This window comes from Streptomyces sp. SYSU D01066-1 (assembly GCF_054956795.1).
The window spans coordinates 13,188-32,357 of record NZ_JBUDHV010000046.1; the positions used below are offsets into that span (position 1 = coordinate 13,188).

Sequence of the window (19,170 nt, forward strand, 5' to 3'; positions counted from 1 at the left end):
CCCCGCGGGCTACTCGCCGCCGATCACCGGGTCGCTCACGCCCGCCCGGCCGTTCTCGACGTGGCCGGCGAAGCGGCGCAGGAACGTCGGGTCGGCCTCGGAGGTGACCGTCAGGTCGTACCAGCGGCGGCCGGCGGTGAGGTCGACGGTGTGCCGGACGGTGGAGCCGGGGCGCACGGTCAGGGTCCGGCCGCGGCCGCCGTAGGCGTTGGCCAGCTTCAGCCGGACCGTTCCGGAGCCCCGGTTGGTCAGGGTGAGTTCGATGTCGTCGCGGACGTGACGCGCCGTGACCTCGGGGCCGGCGGCCCCGGCCGACTGCCGGAAGACCCGCAGGAAGCCGTTGGGGCCGTGCACGGTCAGGTCGTGGGCGCCGCCCGAGTACGCCCCGTCCCAGGTGTCGAAGACGCGCTTGCCGGCCTCGGTGGTGTACGTCCAGGGGCCGTCGGCGCGGTTGCCGGAGGTGACCAGGAACGCGGCGCCCGCCTCCGCGCCCGAGGCGAAGGTGAGGCTGAGGGTGCCGGCGGCCGGATCGGCCGAGGCGTCCACCAGCGGGGCGTACCGCAGCGGGCGGGCCGGGCGCAGACCGCGCTCCTGGCGGGGCATGCCGGGTTCCGCCGGGGGCGTCGGACGGTAGTCGGGGTGCCGGTCGCGGTCCTGGGGCCGGTAGGCGTCGGTGCCGGGCAGGCGGGCGGGGCGGCTGTCCTTGCGGGAGAAGTCGAAGGCCGAGGTCAGGTCGCCGCAGATCGCGCGCCGCCACGGGGAGATCTGCGGTTCGCGCACCCCGAAGCGGCGCTCCGTGAAGCGCAGGATCGAGGTGTGGTCGAAGGTCTCGGAGCAGACGTAACCGCCCTTGCTCCAGGGCGAGACGACCAGCATCGGGACGCGCGGGCCGAGTCCGTAGAAGCCCTCGGCGTAGCGCGAGTCGCCCGGGAAGACGTCCAGCGAGACGTCGGCCGTCGAGCGGCCCTGCGCGTCGGACCTCGGCGGCAGCGGCGGCACCAGGTGGTCGAAGAAGCCGTCGTTCTCGTCGTAGGTGATGAACAGAGCCGTCTTCGCCCACACCTCGGGGTTGGCGGTGAGCGCGTCCAGCACCTGGGAGATGTACCAGGCGCCGTAGTTCGACGGCCAGTTGGAGTGCTCGGAGAAGGCCTCGGGCGCGGCGATCCAGGAGACCTGCGGCAGCTTGTCCGCCTTGACGTCGGCGCGCAGCAGGTCGAAGTAGCCGTCGCCGTTCGCCGCGTCGGTGCCGGTGCGGGCCTTGTCGTACCAGGGGTCGCCCGGCTTCGCGTTCCGGTACTTGTTGAAGTACAGCAGCGAGTTGTCGCCGTAGTTGCCCCGGTAGGCGTCGGGGATCCAGCCCCAGGAGCCGGCGGCGTCCAGGCCGTCGCCGATGTCCTGGTAGATCTTCCAGGAGATCCCGGCCGCTTCGAGGCGCTCGGGGTACGTCGTCCAGTCGTAGCCGAGTTCGTCGTTGCCGAGGACCGGGCCGCCGCCCTTGCCGTCGTTGCCGGTGTGGCCCGACCACATGTAGTAGCGGTTGGGGTCGGTGGAGCCGATGAACGAGCAGTGGTAGGCGTCGCAGATGGTGAACGCGTCGGCGAGGGCGTAGTGGAAGGGGATGTCCTGGCGGGTCAGGTACGCCATCGTGGTCGTGCCCTTGGCGGGCACCCAGCGGTCGTACTTGCCGTCGCGGTACGCCTCCTGGCCGTCGGGCCAGCTGTGCGGCAGGCCCTCCAGGAACCGCATGCCGAGGTCGTCGGCGTCCGGGCGGAAGGGCAGCACCTCGGTGCCGTCGGCCTTGGTCTGGTGCCACACCGACTTGCCGCTGTCCAGGGTGACCGGGTGCGGGTCGCCGAAGCCGCGGACGCCGCGCAGGCTGCCGAAGTAGTGGTCGAAGGAGCGGTTCTCCTGCATCAGGACGACGATGTGCTCGACGTCCTCGATCGACCCGGTCCGGTGGTTGGCCGGGAGCGCGGCGGCCCGCTGGATGCTCGCGGAGAGCGCGCTGAACGCCGTGGTGGCGCCCGCGATCTGGAGGAATCGGCGCCTGTTGACTTCGGCCATGGGGTGGTGAGCCTCTCGCCTCGGGGGTGTTCGGCGGATCCGGTGACGTCCGGTGACGTCGGGCGACGACGGCCGCGCGCGCAAGGAGTGTTCCAGGAGCACCCAACGAGAAGGAAGGGGCGGATGGCGCTCATGTGAAGGTCGCCGGTACGGGGGGTGAGGGGCCGGTGCGCGGGGCGTGCGGGGCCGGCGCGAGGGCCGTGCGGGGCCGGCGCGAGGGCCGTGCGGGGCCGGCGCGAGGGCCGTGCGGGGCCGGCGCGAGGGCCGTGCGGGAGACCGGCGCCTGCGGAGACGCCCCGCCGATCGCGGCCACGCGGCCTGTGGCGCCGCGGTGCGGATGGCGGGGGCGGTGCCACGGCCGCGTGAGACCGGCCCGAGGCCGGGCGTCCGTCCGTTTGCCGGTCAGCCGGGCTGCCGCACCGGCTCCGGTGCCTCCTGTCGCGCGTACGCCGCCCAGTCCACGATCCGCACCGCCGCGCCGACCGCCTCCTGCCCCCGGCAGTGGGCGTGGTGCCTGCGGGCGATGCCGTCCAGGTCGAGGTGGGGGCCGAAGGCGGGGTGCGCCGCCAGCCGTCGCGCGTACGCCCACAGACGGGGGTGGCCGGTGATCCGGTGCACCGCTGCGGCATCCAGGTGGTGGCGGTGCACGGTGTCCAGCTGTACCAGCGTCACCCACAACCGCACGTCCGCGAGGGTGATCCCGCCGCCCAGCAGGTGCTCCTGGGAGGCGAGCCGCCGCTCCAGCACGTCCAGCGCGCGCACCACGGTGGCCAGCGCGGTGGCGCGTGCCGCCGGATCGCCGCCGGGCTGCCCGGCCCGCTGGGCGGCCCGGGTGATGTCCTGGTCGCAGAGCCGGCCCAGGGCCGCGATCGCCTCGCCGGCACCGCGCGGGTGCAGGTCGGGACCGTGACCGCCGAACTGCCGGGCCAGGTCGCGCAGGATGTCGGGGGTGTGCGTGCTCACGATCCGCCCGGTCCAGTCGTCGCTGAGGACCGGCGCCGCGGCCGGACCGGGGTGCTGGTGCGAGCTGGCCTCGTACAGCGGGCGCAGGGCCCGGTGTCCGCCGCCGGGCGCGTCGGGCACGGCGGGCAGCAGCGTCACCGCGAGGGTGTCGGCCAGGCCGAGCAGGCTGTGCGTGACGGCGATCTGCAGACAGTGCGGACAGGAGAGCGAGAGGTGGAGCCGGTAGCGGTGCGGCGCGGGGTAGTAACCGCTGCGCGCGTCACGGCCGATCCTGCTCCGGAAGGACGGCACGGCGGTCGGGGATGTGGCGGGCATGCGTCTCCCTGGGGTGCTCGGTCACAGGCGTACGGAGGCGACGGCACGCGGCGGCTTCGGCACGGCCGGGGCGGCGGTACTGGCGCGGGAGGGTCAGGCGTGAACGGTGGCTGGGCCGCCGGCGCGCGGGGAACGTGCCGCGCCGCACACACGCATCAGGTCGATGTGGCGGCGGGACGTCAGCAGGGGCAGCGGGCGGACGGCGGTCCGGACAACGTCACTGCCGGGTTCCGGCGCAGCACGGCCCATATTTCCCTACCAGTTCACTAGGATTCCTGTAGGTGAGTGTCGGGCCGCGTCCAGGCCGCGTCAAGAGGGCCGGTCGTACCGCGCCGGAACGTCCCACCGCGTGAGGGGGCCCGGGCCCGCCGGCGCGGCCGGGCCGCGCGGCCGGTCTCGCGGGCGGCGGGCAGCGCGCGGACCGCCTCGGAGCCGTCGGCGATCACACCGGTCGTCGTGGGCTCCCGGCGCCGGCGAAGGGGACCTGGACGGAGGGCCCCCGTCCGCCACGGTGCGCAAGGGGTGGGTCCACAGGCCCTGTGCCGCGGGTTTCGGCAGGACGCCCTCGCCGAACCAGTACGCCTCCTCCAGGTGCGGGTACCCGGAGAGCACGAACTCGTCGATGCCGAGCCGGTGGTACTCGGCGATCCGCTCGGCCACTTCGGTGTGGGTGCGGGCGTCACGCCGATGGCGGTGCGGGTCCGGTGAGCCGAGCGCCGATCGTGTGCCGGACCCCTCGAAAAGGGCGCTGCCGGCCTCCGGGCCGCCTCCGCCGCCGTCACCCTGGCGGCAGCCACCGCGATCGACGCCCTGGGGCGGCCGATCCGTCGGTCAGGCCGTCCGGGCGGCGTCGACGGACCTCGCCGCCGAGACGAGCAGCGCGCCGGCGGCCCGTACCCGGATCGCCGGTTCACCGAACCGCTGGATCAGCGGCGGGTCCTCGGTGGCGGTCTCATGTCCCTCGGCGACGCTCTCGTACCAAGGGCGGCTCTTGGCGCGGACGAATTCCACGGCCTCGGCCGGCGCCCCGGCCGCGCTCCCGGCGTCGATGGCGGTGTGCGGCAGTTGGGCGACGGCGCCGTGCGGATGGGGCCCCGGAAGGTGAGGTGGTGCGGCGGCACCCGGCCGGCGGGCCTCCCGCTCGGCGGCGTCCTCGCGGAAGCCGGCGGCCGGTCCGGCGGCGACGGCGAGGGCCTCGGCGTCGCCGGCGAGCGCCGTCGCGGCGCTCATCCGGTGGCCGCCAGCAGGGCCGGGCGGCCACCGAGGGCGAGCGAGAACTGGTCGGTGACCTGGGCCAGGGCCTCGGCGGGGCCCGGCGCGACGGTCAGCGAGCCGTCATCGGCCACGGTGATGTCCCTGTCGAGCGTGAACCAGCCAGGCGTGATGTGGGCGGGGCCCATGGAGTTCAGCACCGGACGCAGGGCGTAGTCGATGGCCAGGACGTGGGCGGTGGTGCCGCCGGTGGCCAGCGGCAGGACCGTCTTGCCCGCCAGGGCGTACTGCGGGAGCAGGTCGAGCAGCGACTTCAGCAGCCCGGAGTAGGCGGCCTTGTAGACGGGGGTGCCGATCACGACCCCGTCCGCCCGCTCGAACAGGGCGGTGGCCTCGACGATCGCCGGGTGGCCGAAGTCGGCGTGCAGCAGGGCGGCGGGCGGGAGCGTACGGACGTCGAACGGGATCACCTCGTGCCCCTGGGCCCTGAGCCGGTCGTCCAGGTGGCGCAGCAGCCGGGCGGTGCGGGAGGTGACGGAGGGGCTTGCGGAGACGGACAGGACGGTGGCCATGCGAGGACCTTTCAGGAGTGCCGGGCGGGCTGCGGGTGGTGTGCCGGTGGCGGTCGGGGGGACGGCGAGGAGCTTCACGACGCCGCCCGTTCGTCGCGGACGTCGTCGATGGGGGCTCCCCCGCTCGGGCGGAGCCGGGAGTGGGGGAAGGGCAGGCCGAGGTGGTCGCGCAGGGTCGGGCCCTCGTACTCCGTGCGGAACACGCCCCGTTCCTGCAGGAGCGGGACGACCTTGTCGGCGAACTCGTCGAGGCCGGTCGGGGTGATGTGCGGGACGAGGATGAAGCCGTCACTCGCGTCGGCCTGCACGAACTCGTCGATGGTGCGGGCGATCGTCTCCGCCGAACCGATGAAGTTCTGCCGGTTGCCGGTCTCGATGACCAGGTCGCGGATCGACCAGTTGTTCGCGGCGGCGAGCTCACGCCACTCGCGGGCGGTGGCCAGCGGGTCGCGGTACATACGGACCTGGGCACGGCCCTTGGAGATGTGGTCGTCGCTGACATCAGGGTCGATGTCGGGGAGCGGCCCGTCCGGGTCGTAGGACGACAGGTCCCTGTTCCAGACGAACTCCAGGTGCCTGAGGGCGGTGGCGCCGCTGACCTGCCGGCGGCGCACCTCCTTGGCGAGCTCCTCCGCCTCGGCGTCGGTGTCGGCGAGGGTGAAGGTGGCGGCGGGCAGGATCAGCAGGTGGTCGTGGCGGCGGCCGTACTTGGCGAGGCGGTTCTTGACGTCGGTGTAGAAGGCCTGGCCGGCTTCGAGGGTGGCGTGCCGGCTGAAGATCGCGTCGGCTTCGGAGGCGGCGAACTCGCGGCCCTCCTCGGAGTCGCCGGCCTGGAAGATCACCGGGCGGCCCTGCGGGGAACGCGGCACGTTGAACCGCCCGTGGATGTCGAAGTGCCGCCCGCTGTGGGCGAAGGCTCCGGCCTTGGCGTCCCGCAGGAAGGTGCCGGTCTCCTGGTAGGCGAGGATCTCGTCGCCGTGCCAGGAGTCGAAGAGCTCGTTCGCCGTGGCCAGGAACTCCTTGGCGCGAGAGTAGCGCTCCTCCTGCGGCAGGAAGCCGCCGCGGCGGAAGTTCTCGCCGGTGAAGGCGTCCCAGGAGGTGACGACGTTCCAGGCGGAGCGCCCGCCGGAGAGGTGGTCGAGGCTGGCGAACTGGCGGGCGACCTCGTAGGGCTCGTTGAAGGTGGAGTTGATGGTGCCGGCCAGACCGAGGTGCTCGGTGACGGCGGCGAGCGCGGTGAGCACGGTGAAGGTGTCGGGGCGGCCGACGACGTCCAGGTCGTAGATCCGCCCGCCCTGTTCGCGCAGCCGGAGTCCCTCGGCGAGGAACAGGAAGTCGAACCTGGCGCGTTCGGCGGTCCGCGCGAAGTGGACGAAGGAGCTGAACTCGATGTGGCTGCCGGCCCTCGGGTCGCTCCACACGGTGGTGTTGTTGACGCCCGGGAAGTGGGCGGCCAGGTGGATCTGCTTCAACGGCTTGGTCATCGGTCGGGGTTCCTTCCGGCTCAAGCGGCGGCGTAGCGGCCTGCGGGGCGGGCCAGTCCCAGCAGGCCGCGCAGGGTGTCGGCCTCGTAGGCGCGGCGGAAGACGCCTCGGCGCTGCAGTTCGGGGACCAGCCCCCGGGTGATCGCCGGGAGGTCATGGCCCGCGACGGCGGGACGCAGCCGGAAACCGGTCAGTCCGGCGCTGTGCAACTCCTGGAGGAGATCGGCGAGTCCGGCGGGCGTGCCGGTGAAGACGCGGGCATCACTCGTGTACGGCTGTCCCGCGAGCGCGTCGAGCCGTTCCCGGCGGGCGGTCGCGGCGGCCGGGTCGTCGTCGAGGAAGACGACCAGGTCGCCGAAGACGTGGAGGGGCTCGGCGGCTCGCCCCACGGCGTTCTGCTCGGCGCGGATCCGGGCGGTGACGGCGCGGGCCTGGTCGGTGTCGTGCGGGGTGACGTACCCGATGTCGGCGGCGCGGGCCACCAGCCGGTAGGGGACGGTGTCGTGGGCGAGGGCGCTGACGACCGGCTGGCCCTGCGGCGGGCGGGGCGTGATGCCAGGGCCTCTGACACTGAAGTGCCTGCCCTCGAAGTCGATGTGGTGCAGCTTGTCGCGGTCGATGAAACGGCCGGTGGCCGCGTCCCGGATCTCGGCGTCGTCCTCCCAGCTGTCCCACAGGCGGCGCACCACCTCCACGTAGTCGGCGGCCTCGTCGAAGAGGTCGGTCACCACCTCCCTGGCGTCCGGGTGGTCGTAGGCCTCGATGCGCGGGATGGAGCGGCGGCCGAAGTGCGCGGCCTCGTTCGGGCGGGCGGTGATTTGCACGCGCAGGCCTGCGCGGCCGGCGCTGACGTAGTCGAGGGTGGCGATCGCCTTGGAGATGTGGAACGGCTCCGTGTGCGTGCAGACCACCGTCGGCACCAGACCTATGTGCCGGGTCAATGGTGCGACGCGGGAGGCGACGAGGACGGCGTCGAGACGGCCGCGGACCTGGTCGGTGCGCTCGTCCGGGTCCAGGAAGTGCGAGGACTGAGGGCCGAGGCCGTCCTCGATGGTCACGAAGTCGAGCAGACCGCGCTCGGCCTCGGCGACCAGGTCGGCCCAGTATCCGGCGGTGAACAGGTCGCGCGGGCGGGCCACCGGTTCGCGCCAGGAGGAGGGGTGCCAGCCGGTGCCGTCCAGGGCGACGGCGAGGTGCAGGGAAGAAGGAGGTGTTGAGGACACGAGTGGGTGCCTTCCTGGAAGTCCGTGACGAGAACGCCGGCCCCCCGCACGGGAGGAGGCGGCGGTGGGGGACACGAGCGGGCTCGGCAGCAAGGCGGTGGGTCCCGCCGAGCCCGGGCGCGGGCCGAGCGCGGTGCCCGCGACGGCCGGCCGCTACGGCGCCCAGCCCGGTGTGACGCAGGCGGCCGGGCCCAGTGCCACCGGGACGGGACGGACGGGACGACGGGTTCTGGACCAGTTCACGCGTACTCCTTCGCGGACGTGCGGACGACCGGTGGCGTTGTCGGCGCCTGGGAGGCAGCGGCGAGGTGAACTCGCTCGCGCGGCTCGGTCGTCGCGGTGGTTGTCGGGGGGTGCGTCACCGGGCCGGCTCCGTGTCGCGGTGGTTGTCGGGGGGTGCGTCACCGGGCCGGCTCCGTGTCCCGGTCGTACCGGCCGGCGGGACGGGGCAGGCCGAGGTGGTCGCGGAGGGTGCGGCCGGTGTAGCCGGCGCGGAACAGGCCGCGTGCACGCAGCGCCGGTACGAGGCCGTGGACGACGGCGGGCAGATCGGCGGGGGCCGCGGCCGGCAGGAGGTGGAAGCCGTCGACGCCGGTGCTCTCGTACCAGTCGGCGAGCAGACCGGCGAGGTCCGCGGCGGTGCCGGTGAAGCGCAGTTCGGCGGGCGGGAGGGCTGCGGGCCCGGTGCCGTCCCCGAGACCGACCGCGACACGTACCAGCACCCGCAGCGCCTTCGGGTCCCGTCCGGCATCCGCCGCCCGGCGCAGCAGCGCCCCGCGGGCGAGCCGGGCCGTGGAGGGCTGGTCGGCGTCCAGGAGTACGACGTCGGCGTGGCTCGCGGCCAGCTCCCACTGCCCGTCCGAGTCGTGCGCGTCGAGGGCGACGGCGATGGGCGGCCGCCCCTGGGGCGGACGGGGAAGGCCGGACGGGCCGTGGACCGGGAGGCGCGGGCCCTCGAAGCCGATGTGGTGCGACCGGTCGCGGTCGGTGAAGCGGCCGGTGGCGGCGGCGTCCCGGGTCCTCGCGCCGTCCTGCCGGCTGTCCCACGACCGGACGGCGGCCTCGACGGCGTCGGCCGCCTCGGCCCACAGCCCGGCTGCGGACCCGGCCCCGCGGCCGCCCACGGCGAGGGCCTCGGCCTCGGTGCCGGAGACGTCGACCAGCCAGCCGGCCCGGCCCTCGCTGACGTGGTCGAGGGCGGCCAGGGCGGCGAAGGTGCGGAAGGACTCGGTGTGGGTGGTGGTCACCGCCGGCACCAAACCGATCTTGCTGGTCAGGGGCGCGACGCGGGCGAGGACGGTCATCGCGTCGCGCCGGTGGGCGCTGTCGTCGGGTGATGGCGCGAGCCGGTCGCCGACGGTGACGAAGTCCAGGGCGCCCTGCTCGGCGAGGCCGATCAGGTCCGTCCGGCGGGCGGCGTCGAGGGACTCGGCGGGGCGGCGGCCGGTCCCGCCGAGTTCGACGGAGAGGTGGAGTTCGCGGGGCATGGCCTCGTGTCCTGTACGAAGGGGACGCGCGGGCGCCGTACGGCCCGCGCGCCCCGGGTCGGCTACTTGTCGGTCCTGGGCAGGCCGGGCGGGTTGGTCTCGGACTTGGTCACGGCCTCGTCGGACAGGCCCCAGCGTTCGAGCACCTTCGCGTATGTGCCGTTGCCGATGACGTGGTTGAGGGCGTCGGTGAGCGGCTTGACCAGGCCGCTGTCCTTCTTGGTGGTGGCCGCGATGAGGCCCTGGAGGGTGGAGCCGGCCCCGGAGTACGTGCCGACCACTTCCGTCTTCCCGGTGGTGGCCGCGTGGTAGGCGGCGGTCGGGTTGGGACCGAGGTAGAGGTCGATGCGGCCGGACTGGAGGGCGAGGTAGATGTCGCTGTCGTCCTGGTAGTACTTGATGTCCACCGGCTCGCGGCCGGCCTTCTCGTTCTCCTCGCTCCACTCGATGAGCAGCTTCTCCTGGTTGGTGCCGCTGCTCACGGCGACCGTCTCGCCGGCCACGTCCTCGGGCCCGGTGACCTTCAGGCCGCTGCCCTTCTTCGCCTCGAAGCCCAGGTTGTCCTCCCGGTAGGTGGCGAAGTCGTACTTCTCCTTGCGCTCCTCGGTGACGGTGATGTTGCTGAACCCGACGTCGTACTTGGCGCTGTCCAGGCCGACGAAGATGTTCTCCCAGGAGACCACGTTGATGTGCGGCTCGAGGCCGAGCACGTCGGCGACGAGGGAGGCGATGTCGGGCTCGACGCCGATGACGGTCTTGTTGTCGGTGGCGAAGAAGGTCAGCGGCGCGGCGGAGTTGGACGACTCGACGATCTCCAGGGTGCCTCTCCTGCGGATCTCCTCCGGGACCTCGGCGGCTATGGAGTCGACCTTGCCGGTGGTGACGCGGTTCTGGTCCGGACTGATGTTGATCTTCGTCTTGCTGCCCGACGTGGCCGCGACCTCGGTCGTACCGCCGTCGTCGGGGTTGCTGCACGCGGCGAGGACGAGGGCGGTGGCGAGTCCGAGCGCGGCTGCGGCGGTGCGGCGGGCGATCGAGGTGGACATCGTCGTGCTCCTTGCTTGCGGAAAGGGAGGGGGCTGGTCAGAGGACCTTGGAGAGGAAGGCGCGGGTGCGCTCGTGGCGCGGGTCGTCCAGGACGGCCGCGGGCGGGCCCTGTTCCACGACGACACCGCCGTCCATGAACACCACGGTGTCGGCGACCTCGCGGGCGAAGCCGATCTCGTGGGTCACGACGATCATGGTGGTTCCGGTGCGGGCCAGGTCCTTGATGACGTCGAGGACCTCGCCGACCAGTTCCGGGTCGAGCGCCGAGGTGGGCTCGTCGAAGAGCAGTACCTTGGGTTCGAGGGCGAGTGCGCGGGCGATGGCCACGCGCTGCTGCTGGCCGCCGGAGAGCTGCCGGGGGTAGGCGGCGGCCTTGTCGGCGAGGCCGACCCGGTCGAGGAGCCGGCGGGCCGTCTCCTCCGCTGCCCTGCGCGGGCGGCGCAGCGCGGAGACGGGAGCCTCGATCAGGTTCTCCAGCACGGTCAGATGGGGGAAGAGGTTGAAGTTCTGGAAGACGAACCCGATGTGGGTACGCTGCCTCAGTACGTCCTTCTCCTTCAGCTCGTGCAGCTTGTTCCCGGAGCGGCGGTAGCCGATGAGTTCGCCGTCGATGCTGATCCAGCCGCGGTTCACCTTCTCCAGGTGGTTGATGGTGCGCAGCAGCGTGGACTTCCCGGAGCCGGACGGGCCGAGGATCACGGTGACCTCGCCGGCGCGGACCCGGAGGTCGACGCCGCGCAGCACCTCCACCGGACCGAAGCTCTTGTGGACGCCGCGGACATCCACCATCACGCCGTCGGCCGTCGGCGTCGTGTCCTCGACGGCCGCCGTCACGTCGCTCATCGGCTGTCTCCCAAGGGCTTCAGGGGTATGACGGGCTGGTTGCGCTGGGCGGCGGTCGCGCGCAGGGTCCGGACGAAGCGGCGGGCGCGCTGGAGCGGGGTGGGCGGCGGGGTGCGGTCGGCGCCCCGGGCGTAGCGGCGCTCCACGTAGTACTGCGCGACCGACAGCAGGGAGGTCAGCACCACGTACCAGGCGGTGGCGACCAGCAGCAGCGGGATCACCCGGCCGTTGCGGCCGTAGATCACCTGCACCTGGTAGAACAGCTCGCCGATGGACATCACGTAGACCACCGAGGTGCCCTTGAGCAGGCCGATGATCTCGTTGCCGGCCGTGGGCAGGATGGCTCGCATGGCCTGCGGCAGCACGATCCGGCGGATCTGCCGCAGCCGGGGAACGCCCAGCGCGGCGGCCGCCTCCAGCTGCCCGGGGTCGACGGCGAGGACACCGCCCCGCACGATCTCGGCGGCATAGGCGGCCTGGTGCAGCGTCAGTCCGATGACGGCGGCGCCCATGGTGCCGATGACGCTGTTGCTGTCGACGGACCAGAACACCGGGCCGAAGGGGATACCGAAGCCCAGCCTTTCGTACAGCGCGCTCAGGTTGAACCAGAACACCAGCTGGACGATCATCGGGATGGACCGGAAGATCCAGACGTAGGTCCAGGCGACGGTCTGCAGCACCGGGCTGTGCGACAGCCGCATGAAGGCCAGGACGGTGCCCAGGAGGGAGCCCAGCACGGTGGCGTACGCGGTGAGCTGGAGGGTCACCCACACCGCCTGCACGATCGTCTCGGACAGCACGTAGTCGCTGAAGACACCCCACTCCCAGACCGGGTTGGTGGCCAGGCCGTGCACGAACTGGGCGACCAGCACGGTCACGGCGACGGCCGCCGTCCAGCGGGCGCGGTGGCGGGCGGGGACGACCTTGAGGGAGGCCGGGTCGTCCGGGGCGGGCGGGGTTTCGGGACCGGTGCCCGGGGTGGCCGCGCCGGGCGGCGCGGTGCCGGTGGTGGATGGCATCGTGGTGTTCCTGCTCAGCTCTCAGGTGTGTTCGGGCGGGTTGATCCGCGACGCGTCGATCGCGGATGCGGAGGTGCCCCACTTCTCGAGGATCCGGGCGTACGTGCCGTCCTTGATCAGCTCGTTGACGGCGGCCTGGAAGGCCTTGGTGAGCGGGGAGCCCTTCTTGAAGGCGAAGCCGACGTCGAGGCGGTGGAACTCGCCGAGGAAGGTGGTCCGGGAGGCGGGCTGGGACGCCTGGTGGAGCAGGCCGTTGATGGTCGACATGATCACGTCGACGCGGCCCTGCTGGAGCGCGGTGAGGGTCGCCGCGTTCTCCGAGTAGACCTTCACGTCGTACGGTTCCTTGCCCGCCTCGGCGCACACGTCCTTCCGCGCGGTGAGGGTCGCCTCGAAGGTGGTGCCTGCGCCGGTGCCGATGGTCAGCCCGCACAGCTGGGTGAGGTCGGTGACCTCCTTGCCCAGGGCGGTGTTGCCCGTCTTCACCGCGAAGCCCTGGCCGTCGTCGATGTAGGTGACGAAGTCGATGGTCCTCAAGCGTTCGGTGGTGACGCCGAAGTTGCCGGTCCCGAAGTCGTACTTGCCGCTGCCCAGGGCGGGCAGGATCGTCTCGAAGGAGGCGTCCTGCCGCTCCAGCTTCACGCCGAGGACCTTGGCCACCGCGTCGGCGAGGTCGATGTCCTGGCCGGCGGGCGGCTTGTCCTGTCCGTTCGGGTAGTACGCCCCGGGCGGGGACCCGATCGAACTGCCGACGCGGAGCGTGCCCGCCGCGCGGATGTCGGCGGGCAGCAGGGCGGCGACGGAGTCCACCTTGCGTACGGCGGCCACCGGGTCGTCGGTCGGCGCGGGCGACGCCTGGGCGCCCGCCGGTGTGGTGCCGGGGGTGTCGCCGGAGCCACACGCGGTCAGCGCCACCACGGGCAGCAGCGCGATGGCCGCGGCGACGCGCAGGCGGGTCCTGATCGGGCGAGGGTTCACAGGCGGGCCGCCTTTCCCGTGCGTGCGGTGCGTGCTTGGGCCGGCAGCCGCTTCTCGAAGGGCAGCGGGCCGATGGTCTCCGGGTCGGCCTCGGTGTCGAACAGCGGTGTGTAGCCGGTGGCCAGGTACAGGCCGCGGGCCTCGGGCTGGCGTGGCCCGGTGGTCAGGTAGATCCGCCGGTAACCGCGGGTGACCGCCTCGTTCTCCAGTTCGGCGATGACACGGCGGGCGAGGCCGCGCCGCCGGTGGGCGGAGTGGGTCCAGATCCGTTTCAGTTCGGCGGTGGCCGCGTCGTACCGCCGGAAGGCGCCGCCCGCGACGGGCTCGCCGCGCTCCAGCAGCAGGAGCAGCAGGCCGCCGTACGGTTCGGTGAACTCCTCGTCGGGGTAGCGGGCGATCTCGGCGTGGGCGTCCTTGCCGTAGCGCGTGGAGTACTCGTGGCCCAGTTCGCGCAGCAGGGGTCTCACGCGCGGGTCGCAGACGCGGACATGGACCACGGTCACCTCCGCTGCCGAGGACGACGGCGAGGCCACGGAGGTCATCCGCCCACCGCCGCAAGGGTGTGCGTCCCGCGTGCCGCCCGCTCGGCGTCGCGCTCGGCGTCGCGCTCGGCGTCGCGCTCGGCGTCGCGCTCGGCGTCGCGCTTGGCGTCGCGCTTGGCGACCTCCTCGCGGACGATCGGGATCACGTACCGGCCGAAGTCGATGGCGTCCCCCAGCAGGTCGTAGCCGCGGGCGGAGAGGATGTCGACGCCGAGGTCGTAGTAGTCGAGCAGCGCCTGGGCGACCGTCTCGGGGGTGCCGACCAGGGCGTTGGAGTTGCCCGCGCCGCCGGTGGCGGCGGCGGTCGGGGTCCACAGGGCGCGGTCGTAGCGCTCCCCCGCCTCGGCGATGGCGAGCAACCGCTGCGAACCGGTGTTCTGCGGCTGCGCGTGCCCGTTGTGACGCTTGGTGACCGCCTCGCCCTTCTCCTTGCGGGCCCTGATCGCGCCGACCGTGCGGTGGGCCTTCTCCCAGGCCAGTTCCTCGGTCGGGGCGATGATCGGGCGGAAGGCGACCTGGATGCGGGGCACGTCGCTGCGGCCCGCGGCCTCCGCCGCGGCCTTGACGTTCTCGATCTGCTCGGCGGTCTTGGCGAGGGGCTCGCCCCACAGGCAGTAGATGTCGGCCTCGGCGCCCCCCGCGGCGTACGCGGCAGGGGACGAACCGCCGAACGAGACGTCCGGGCGGGGCTGTCGGGCGGGGAAGACGTCGCTGACGAAGTCGTGGAAGCGGTAGTGCTCGCCCTCGTGGTCGAAGGGCTCGCGGGTGGTCCAGGCCTTCTTGACGATCCGGATGTACTCGCGGGTGCGGGCGTAGCGCTCGTCCTTGGTGAGGGTGTCGCCCTCGCGGCCCTGCTCGTGGTCGTTGCCGCCGGTGATGAAGTGCACGGTCAGCCGGCCTTCGCTGATCTGGTCGAGGGTGGCGAAGGTCTTGGCGGCGAAGGTGGGGTAGGAGACGTTGGGCCGGTGCGCGAGGAGGATCTGCAGGTGCTCCAGTCTGCTCGCGATGTACGCGGCGGCCGACGCGGGGTCCGGGGATCCGGAGCCGTAGGCGAACAGCACCCGGTCCCAGCCGTGGTCCTCGTGGGCCCGGGCGAGCCGGAGCGTGTACTCCTTGTCGAACGCGGGGCCGGAACGCGGGGTGGTTTCGGAGCCGTCGTTGGTGGCGGCGATGCCGAGGAACTCCACTGGCATGGGAGATGACCTTTCGGGGTGCGGCGACACGCGGGCATGACGGAACTGCCCTGCGCGCGGGCGTGAGCGCACGGACCGTCAGGCGGACGGGCCGGTGCGGTCGTGACGACGTCGAGTGTCGGGAGAGGCGGAGCTGCGGCAGCGCGCGTGAGGGGGGAACTCGGCCCGCGACGGGGTCACCGAGGGAGGGAAGGGCCGGTCAGACGGCCCGCTGCCGAGTCAGGCGCAACACGCGGCGGACCACACCCGACCGAAGTCGATGTGATCGCGCGAGACCAAGCGCTGCTGGGCATCCATGCGACTAATTGAGCAGGACATCGTGGCGCTCGTCAAGCAGTGCCCGGATGCCGGATCTTCCGGACCGGCTCTGCCCCTGCCCCTGCCCAGGGGGCTGTTGACACATCGACGCCCTGGGCACATACGATCGGCAGCGGGCCGGCCGCCCTGCGCGGCGGCCTCTCCGGCCGCGTTGAGGGACGCGGCGAATGTGACGACGCCGAGCCCGGACGCCCCGTACGCACGCAGCGCCTGTGCCGTCGCGCTCCCTGCGGGTGCCACCGGGTGGTCACCCACGCCTGCGATCCCTCCCCCCGGAGAGCCTCTCGATGGTCACGCCTTCCGAAGTCACACCAGCTCCCTCGACGAAGTCCCCGAAAGGGGCGAGCGTGCCCGGCCCCGACGTGCCGCGCATCGTGCCGCGCCGGCACCTCGGCCGCTGGGCGACCGCTGCCGCCGCACTGCTGCTGTTCGCGATGGGGCTCAACTCCGTCGTCCGCAACGACGCCTTCCAATGGAGCGTGGTGGGCCGGTACTTCACCACCGCCGCCGTGCTCGACGGACTGCTGCTCTCCCTGTGGCTGACCGCCGTGGTGATGGTGCTCGGCTTCCTGCTGGGCACCGTGCTCGCGGTGATGCGGCTGTCGGCCAGCCCTGTGCTGCGCACGCTGAGCTGGGGCTATGTGTGGATCTTCCGGTCCACGCCGCTGCTGGTGCAGTTGCTGTTCTGGTTCAACATCGGCGCCCTGTATCCGACGCTGGGCCTCGGCGTCCCGTTCGGCCCGCAGTTCCTCACCGTCAAGACGGTCGACCTGCTCGGCCCCACCCTGACCGCCGTCGTCGGCCTGACCCTGCACGAGACCGCCTACGCCGCCGAGGTGGTGCGCGGCGGCATCCTCTCCGTGGACCCCGGGCAGACCGAGGCGGCCCATGCCCTCGGGCTGAGCAGACACCGCACCCTGCGCCGGATCGTCGTCCCCCAGGCGATGCGCTCCATCGTGCCCACGGCCGGGAACATGCTGACCGGCACCCTCAAAGGCACCAGCATCGTCAGCGTGCTGGCCGTGCACGACCTGCTGTACTCGGTGCAGCTCATCTACAACCAGACCTACCAGGTCATCCCGCTGCTGATGGTCGCCACCCTCTGGTACATCGCGGTCACCACCGTGCTCAGCGCGGGCCAGTTCTACGTCGAGCGGTACTACGCGCGCGGGGCCTCCCGCGCCCTGCCGCCCACCCCGCTGCGACGGTTGCGCGGCCACCTGACCGCCGTGCGCCACCGGCTGAGCGCGGCCACGGCCGCCGACGCCCGTCCGGCGATCGGTGGTGACCGGTGAGCAGCACCCCTTCGCCGGCCGTCCTGGTCGTTGTCGGCGCGGGGCCGCGCGCCACGGGCCTGCTGGAGCGCATCGCCGCCAATGCTCCCGAACTGTGGGACGGTGTACGGGAGTTGCGTATCCACCTGGTGGATCCGCACCCGCCCGGCCCGGGACGCGTCTGGCGTCACGAGCAGTCGCCGCTGCTGCGGATGAACTCCATGGCCGAGGACGTCACCATGTTCACCGACGAGTCGTCCACCATCGAGGGCCCGGTGCGGCCCGGCCCCTCGCTCGCCGAGTGGGCCGCCCAGTTCGCCGGCCGGGGCCCACGCCACCCCCCGTACGCCGAACCCGCCGACCCGGAAGTCCTCGCCGAACTGCGCACGCTCACCGGGTCCGACTTCCCCACCCGCCGCGTCCAGAGCGCCTATCTGGACTGGGTCTTCCGCAGGGTGCTGACCGAGCTGCCCGCCTCGGTCACCGTCGAGTGGCACCGCGCCACCGCGACCGCCGTCACCGGTCCACCGGACGGCCCGCAGTACGTGCACCTGGCCGGCCGTGCCGCTCCGCTCACCGCCGACCTGGTGGTCCTGGCCCAGGGACACCTCGGCTCCGCTCCCGCCGCCGACCACCGTGACCACGCCGCCTTCGCCCGCCGGCACGGCCGCTTCCACCTCCCGCCCGAGTTCACCGCCGACGCCGACCTGTCCGGGCTGCGCCCCGGCGAACACGTCATCGCGCGCGGCTTCGGACTGGCCTTCATCGACCTGATGGCGCTGCTCACCGAGGGCCGCGGCGGCACCTACCGCACCGAGGCCGACGGCACCCTCACCTACCTCCCGTCCGGCCGCGAGCCGGTCCTGCACGTCGGATCGCGGCGCGGGGTGCCGTACCACTCCAAGACGCGCTACCGCCTCCAGGGCCCCCGGCCTCCACTGCCGCGCCACCTCGGCCCCGAGGCGGTCGACGCGCTGCTCGCCGAGGGCCGTCCGCTGGACCTGCGGCGCGACGTGTGGCCGCTGATGGCCAAGGAGATCGGCTTTGGGCACTACCACGAGCTCTTCCACGCCCACCCCGGGCGAACGGCCCTCCCCTGGCCGGACTTCGTCGCCGCCTACGACCGCCTGGGCTGGTACGACGCCGAGATGGCGGCCCTCGTCACCGCGTCCGTACCCGACCCGGCGGACCGCCTGGACTTCGAGGTCCTGGACCGCCCGCTGGACGGCCTCGCCTTCCCCACGCCGGAGGCCCTCCAGGACCACCTGCGCGACCACATCGCCCGGGACGTCGCCCGCCGCGAGGACCCGGCGTTCAGCGCCGACCTCGGGGCGTTCCTCGCCCTGCTCTCGGTCTACGGGCAACTGCCCCGCCTGGTCGCGGCGGGGCGACTGACCGCGCGTTCCGTCGCCGAGCAGCTCGACGGCTGGTGGCACGGCTTCTTCAGCTTCCTGGCCTCCGGCCCGCCCGGCTTCCGCCTGCGCCAGCTGCACGCCCTCTCCCGGGCCGGGATCGTCCGCTTCCTGGGCGCCGGCCTCCGGATCGGCACCGACGAGAGCACCGGCACCTTCACCGCGACCGGCCCCACCGTGCCGGGACACGTCCTCCACGCCACCGCCCTCGTCGAGGCGTACCTGCCGGGCCCCTCCCTGATCCGCACCGAGGACCCGCTCCTGCGGGGCCTGTACCGGGAAGGCGCACTCGCCGAGGAGGTCATCGCCGACCCCACCCACACCCACCGCTCCGGCCTGCTCGCCGTCTCCCCCACGGACGGCCACGTCCTCGACCCGTCCCTCGACAGCCCCCACCCCCGCCGCGTCGCCCTCGGCGCCCCCACCAACAGCCGGGCCGTCGCCGCCTTCGCCCGTCCCCGCACCGACGCGCCGGCCTTCCGCCAGAACGACGCGGTCGCCCGCGCGCTCCTGCGTGCCCTGAGCGCCGCCGAGGCCGAGACGGCCGCGTCCCCGGTGGACGGCCGGCCTCTCGGAGTGTGAGAACTTCCCTACTTTTCCTATCGAATTACTAGGGAAACCTTGACTGTGTCCGCCGGGGGCGCACAGGATGGTGGACATGCCCCGTAAGCAGCAACGACTCGTTCGTCGTCGGCATGTCGACTTCGCTCACGTCGTCAGCGCCGCCCGCTGCCGCGCGTAGGGCACGCGGCTCGCACCTTCGCCCGTGCCGCTCCTCTCCCCCTTCCCGGGCGATCGGGCGAATTCGCCCCCGGCGCCTGCCGGCCCGACACGCTTCCGAGGGGCGACCGCCATGACCACGGCACTTCCGGCCCGGACCACCCCGCACGATCCGCTCCTCCTGGGCACGCCCCGTCCTCGCCCGGTGGGGGACGCCGCTCGCGGAGACATCCGGGGACACGCTTTTGCCCCGCTCGTCGGCCGCCGTGTGCTCGGCCCCGAGGGCACCGGTCCCACCGGGCCCTTCGCCAAGGACAGGCCACGGCCCGGGATCCGGCCGGTCGCCGCCGCGGGCCCGGCCCCCGTCCGGCGGACGGCGGACGACGTCGTCCGCGTCGATCCGGCGCGGCATGCCACCGGGGCCGGCGGACGCGGACCCGGCCTCGCCTCCCCCGAGTCCGAGCTGCCGGCGCGTCCCGCTCAGCACCCCCACCACGCGCGGAC

14 protein-coding genes and 1 pseudogene are annotated in these 19,170 nt (G+C 73.1%); 2 read left to right on the forward strand and 13 right to left on the reverse strand.

Annotated features, from left to right (window positions below; genetic code table 11):
- Positions 1–9: 9 nt before the first annotated feature.
- The 13 genes and pseudogenes from ACY1JF_RS28895 to ACY1JF_RS28955 all read right to left on the reverse strand — a co-directional run bounded on the left by ACY1JF_RS28895 (position 10) and on the right by ACY1JF_RS28955 (position 14,942).
- Positions 10–2,064, reverse strand: coding sequence for a phosphocholine-specific phospholipase C (locus ACY1JF_RS28895; protein WP_462708213.1), 2,055 nt, complete (start codon positions 2,062–2,064; stop codon positions 10–12).
- A gap of 402 nt (positions 2,065–2,466) precedes the next feature.
- Positions 2,467–3,342, reverse strand: coding sequence for a glutathione S-transferase C-terminal domain-containing protein (locus ACY1JF_RS28900; protein ID WP_462708214.1), 876 nt, complete (start codon positions 3,340–3,342; stop codon positions 2,467–2,469).
- A 663-nt stretch (positions 3,343–4,005) separates the two neighbouring features.
- Positions 4,006–4,475 (reverse strand): annotated as a pseudogene (locus ACY1JF_RS28905) (SfnB family sulfur acquisition oxidoreductase); the annotation flags it as partial.
- 93 nt (positions 4,476–4,568) lie between these two features.
- Positions 4,569–5,126, reverse strand: a complete 558-nt coding sequence (gene ssuE / locus ACY1JF_RS28910) for an NADPH-dependent FMN reductase (RefSeq protein WP_462708215.1) — start codon at positions 5,124–5,126, stop codon at positions 4,569–4,571.
- A gap of 74 nt (positions 5,127–5,200) precedes the next feature.
- A complete protein-coding gene (locus ACY1JF_RS28915) occupies positions 5,201–6,610 on the reverse strand; it encodes an NtaA/DmoA family FMN-dependent monooxygenase (RefSeq protein WP_462708216.1) in 1,410 nt (469 codons plus the stop codon).
- A gap of 20 nt (positions 6,611–6,630) precedes the next feature.
- Complete coding sequence (locus ACY1JF_RS28920; RefSeq protein WP_462708217.1) at positions 6,631–7,833, reverse strand: LLM class flavin-dependent oxidoreductase; 1,203 nt, start codon at positions 7,831–7,833, stop codon at positions 6,631–6,633.
- Positions 7,834–8,234: 401 nt separating this feature from the next.
- Positions 8,235–9,320 (reverse strand): LLM class flavin-dependent oxidoreductase, encoded by a 1,086-nt coding sequence (locus ACY1JF_RS28925; RefSeq protein WP_462708218.1) that lies wholly within the window; start codon positions 9,318–9,320, stop codon positions 8,235–8,237.
- Between the two features lie 62 nt (positions 9,321–9,382).
- The gene (locus ACY1JF_RS28930) at positions 9,383–10,366 is read right to left on the reverse strand and encodes an ABC transporter substrate-binding protein (protein ID WP_462708219.1); all 984 of its coding nucleotides are present in this window, start codon (positions 10,364–10,366) and stop codon (positions 9,383–9,385) included.
- Between the two features lie 37 nt (positions 10,367–10,403).
- Positions 10,404–11,210 carry an amino acid ABC transporter ATP-binding protein gene (locus ACY1JF_RS28935; RefSeq protein ID WP_462708220.1) on the reverse strand — a complete coding sequence of 269 codons (807 nt, stop codon included), beginning with the start codon at positions 11,208–11,210 and terminating at the stop codon, positions 10,404–10,406.
- Positions 11,207–12,229, reverse strand: coding sequence for an amino acid ABC transporter permease (locus ACY1JF_RS28940; RefSeq protein ID WP_462708221.1), 1,023 nt, complete (start codon positions 12,227–12,229; stop codon positions 11,207–11,209). Before ACY1JF_RS28940 ends, ACY1JF_RS28935 begins: the two co-directional genes overlap by 4 nt.
- A gap of 21 nt (positions 12,230–12,250) precedes the next feature.
- Positions 12,251–13,207 (reverse strand): ABC transporter substrate-binding protein, encoded by a 957-nt coding sequence (locus ACY1JF_RS28945; RefSeq protein WP_462708222.1) that lies wholly within the window; start codon positions 13,205–13,207, stop codon positions 12,251–12,253.
- A complete protein-coding gene (locus tag ACY1JF_RS28950) occupies positions 13,204–13,749 on the reverse strand; it encodes a GNAT family N-acetyltransferase (protein WP_462708223.1) in 546 nt (181 codons plus the stop codon). The genes ACY1JF_RS28945 and ACY1JF_RS28950 overlap by 4 nt, the downstream gene beginning before the upstream one ends.
- On the reverse strand, positions 13,746–14,942 hold the full coding sequence (locus ACY1JF_RS28955) for an LLM class flavin-dependent oxidoreductase (RefSeq protein ID WP_462708224.1): 1,197 nt from the start codon (positions 14,940–14,942) through the stop codon (positions 13,746–13,748). The genes ACY1JF_RS28950 and ACY1JF_RS28955 overlap by 4 nt, the downstream gene beginning before the upstream one ends.
- Positions 14,943–15,547: 605 nt before the next feature.
- Between ACY1JF_RS28955 and ACY1JF_RS28960 the strand changes: the two genes are divergently transcribed.
- Together ACY1JF_RS28960 and ACY1JF_RS28965 are read left to right on the forward strand one after the other, a co-directional pair.
- Positions 15,548–16,555: an amino acid ABC transporter permease gene (locus ACY1JF_RS28960; RefSeq protein WP_462708225.1), complete on the forward strand. Its 1,008-nt coding sequence runs from the start codon at positions 15,548–15,550 to the stop codon at positions 16,553–16,555.
- Positions 16,552–18,528 (forward strand): FAD/NAD(P)-binding protein, encoded by a 1,977-nt coding sequence (locus ACY1JF_RS28965; RefSeq protein ID WP_462708226.1) that lies wholly within the window; start codon positions 16,552–16,554, stop codon positions 18,526–18,528. The genes ACY1JF_RS28960 and ACY1JF_RS28965 overlap by 4 nt, the downstream gene beginning before the upstream one ends.
- The last annotated feature ends 642 nt before the right edge of the window (positions 18,529–19,170 follow it).

Excerpts from the sequence above, each read along its gene's own strand:
- ACY1JF_RS28895 (WP_462708213.1), bottom strand. The coding sequence starts at position 2,064 with ATGGCCGAAGTCAACAGGCGCCGATTCCTCCAGATCGCGGGCGCCACC.
- ACY1JF_RS28900 (WP_462708214.1), bottom strand. The coding sequence starts at position 3,342 with ATGCCCGCCACATCCCCGACCGCCGTGCCGTCCTTCCGGAGCAGGATC.
- ssuE (WP_462708215.1), bottom strand. The coding sequence starts at position 5,126 with ATGGCCACCGTCCTGTCCGTCTCCGCAAGCCCCTCCGTCACCTCCCGC.
- ACY1JF_RS28915 (WP_462708216.1), bottom strand. The coding sequence starts at position 6,610 with ATGACCAAGCCGTTGAAGCAGATCCACCTGGCCGCCCACTTCCCGGGC.
- ACY1JF_RS28925 (WP_462708218.1), bottom strand. The coding sequence starts at position 9,320 with ATGCCCCGCGAACTCCACCTCTCCGTCGAACTCGGCGGGACCGGCCGC.
- ACY1JF_RS28930 (WP_462708219.1), bottom strand. The coding sequence starts at position 10,366 with ATGTCCACCTCGATCGCCCGCCGCACCGCCGCAGCCGCGCTCGGACTC.
- ACY1JF_RS28935 (WP_462708220.1), bottom strand. The coding sequence starts at position 11,210 with ATGAGCGACGTGACGGCGGCCGTCGAGGACACGACGCCGACGGCCGAC.
- ACY1JF_RS28940 (WP_462708221.1), bottom strand. The coding sequence starts at position 12,229 with ATGCCATCCACCACCGGCACCGCGCCGCCCGGCGCGGCCACCCCGGGC.
- ACY1JF_RS28950 (WP_462708223.1), bottom strand. The coding sequence starts at position 13,749 with ATGACCTCCGTGGCCTCGCCGTCGTCCTCGGCAGCGGAGGTGACCGTG.
- ACY1JF_RS28955 (WP_462708224.1), bottom strand. The coding sequence starts at position 14,942 with ATGCCAGTGGAGTTCCTCGGCATCGCCGCCACCAACGACGGCTCCGAA.
- ACY1JF_RS28960 (WP_462708225.1), top strand. The coding sequence starts at position 15,548 with ATGGTCACGCCTTCCGAAGTCACACCAGCTCCCTCGACGAAGTCCCCG.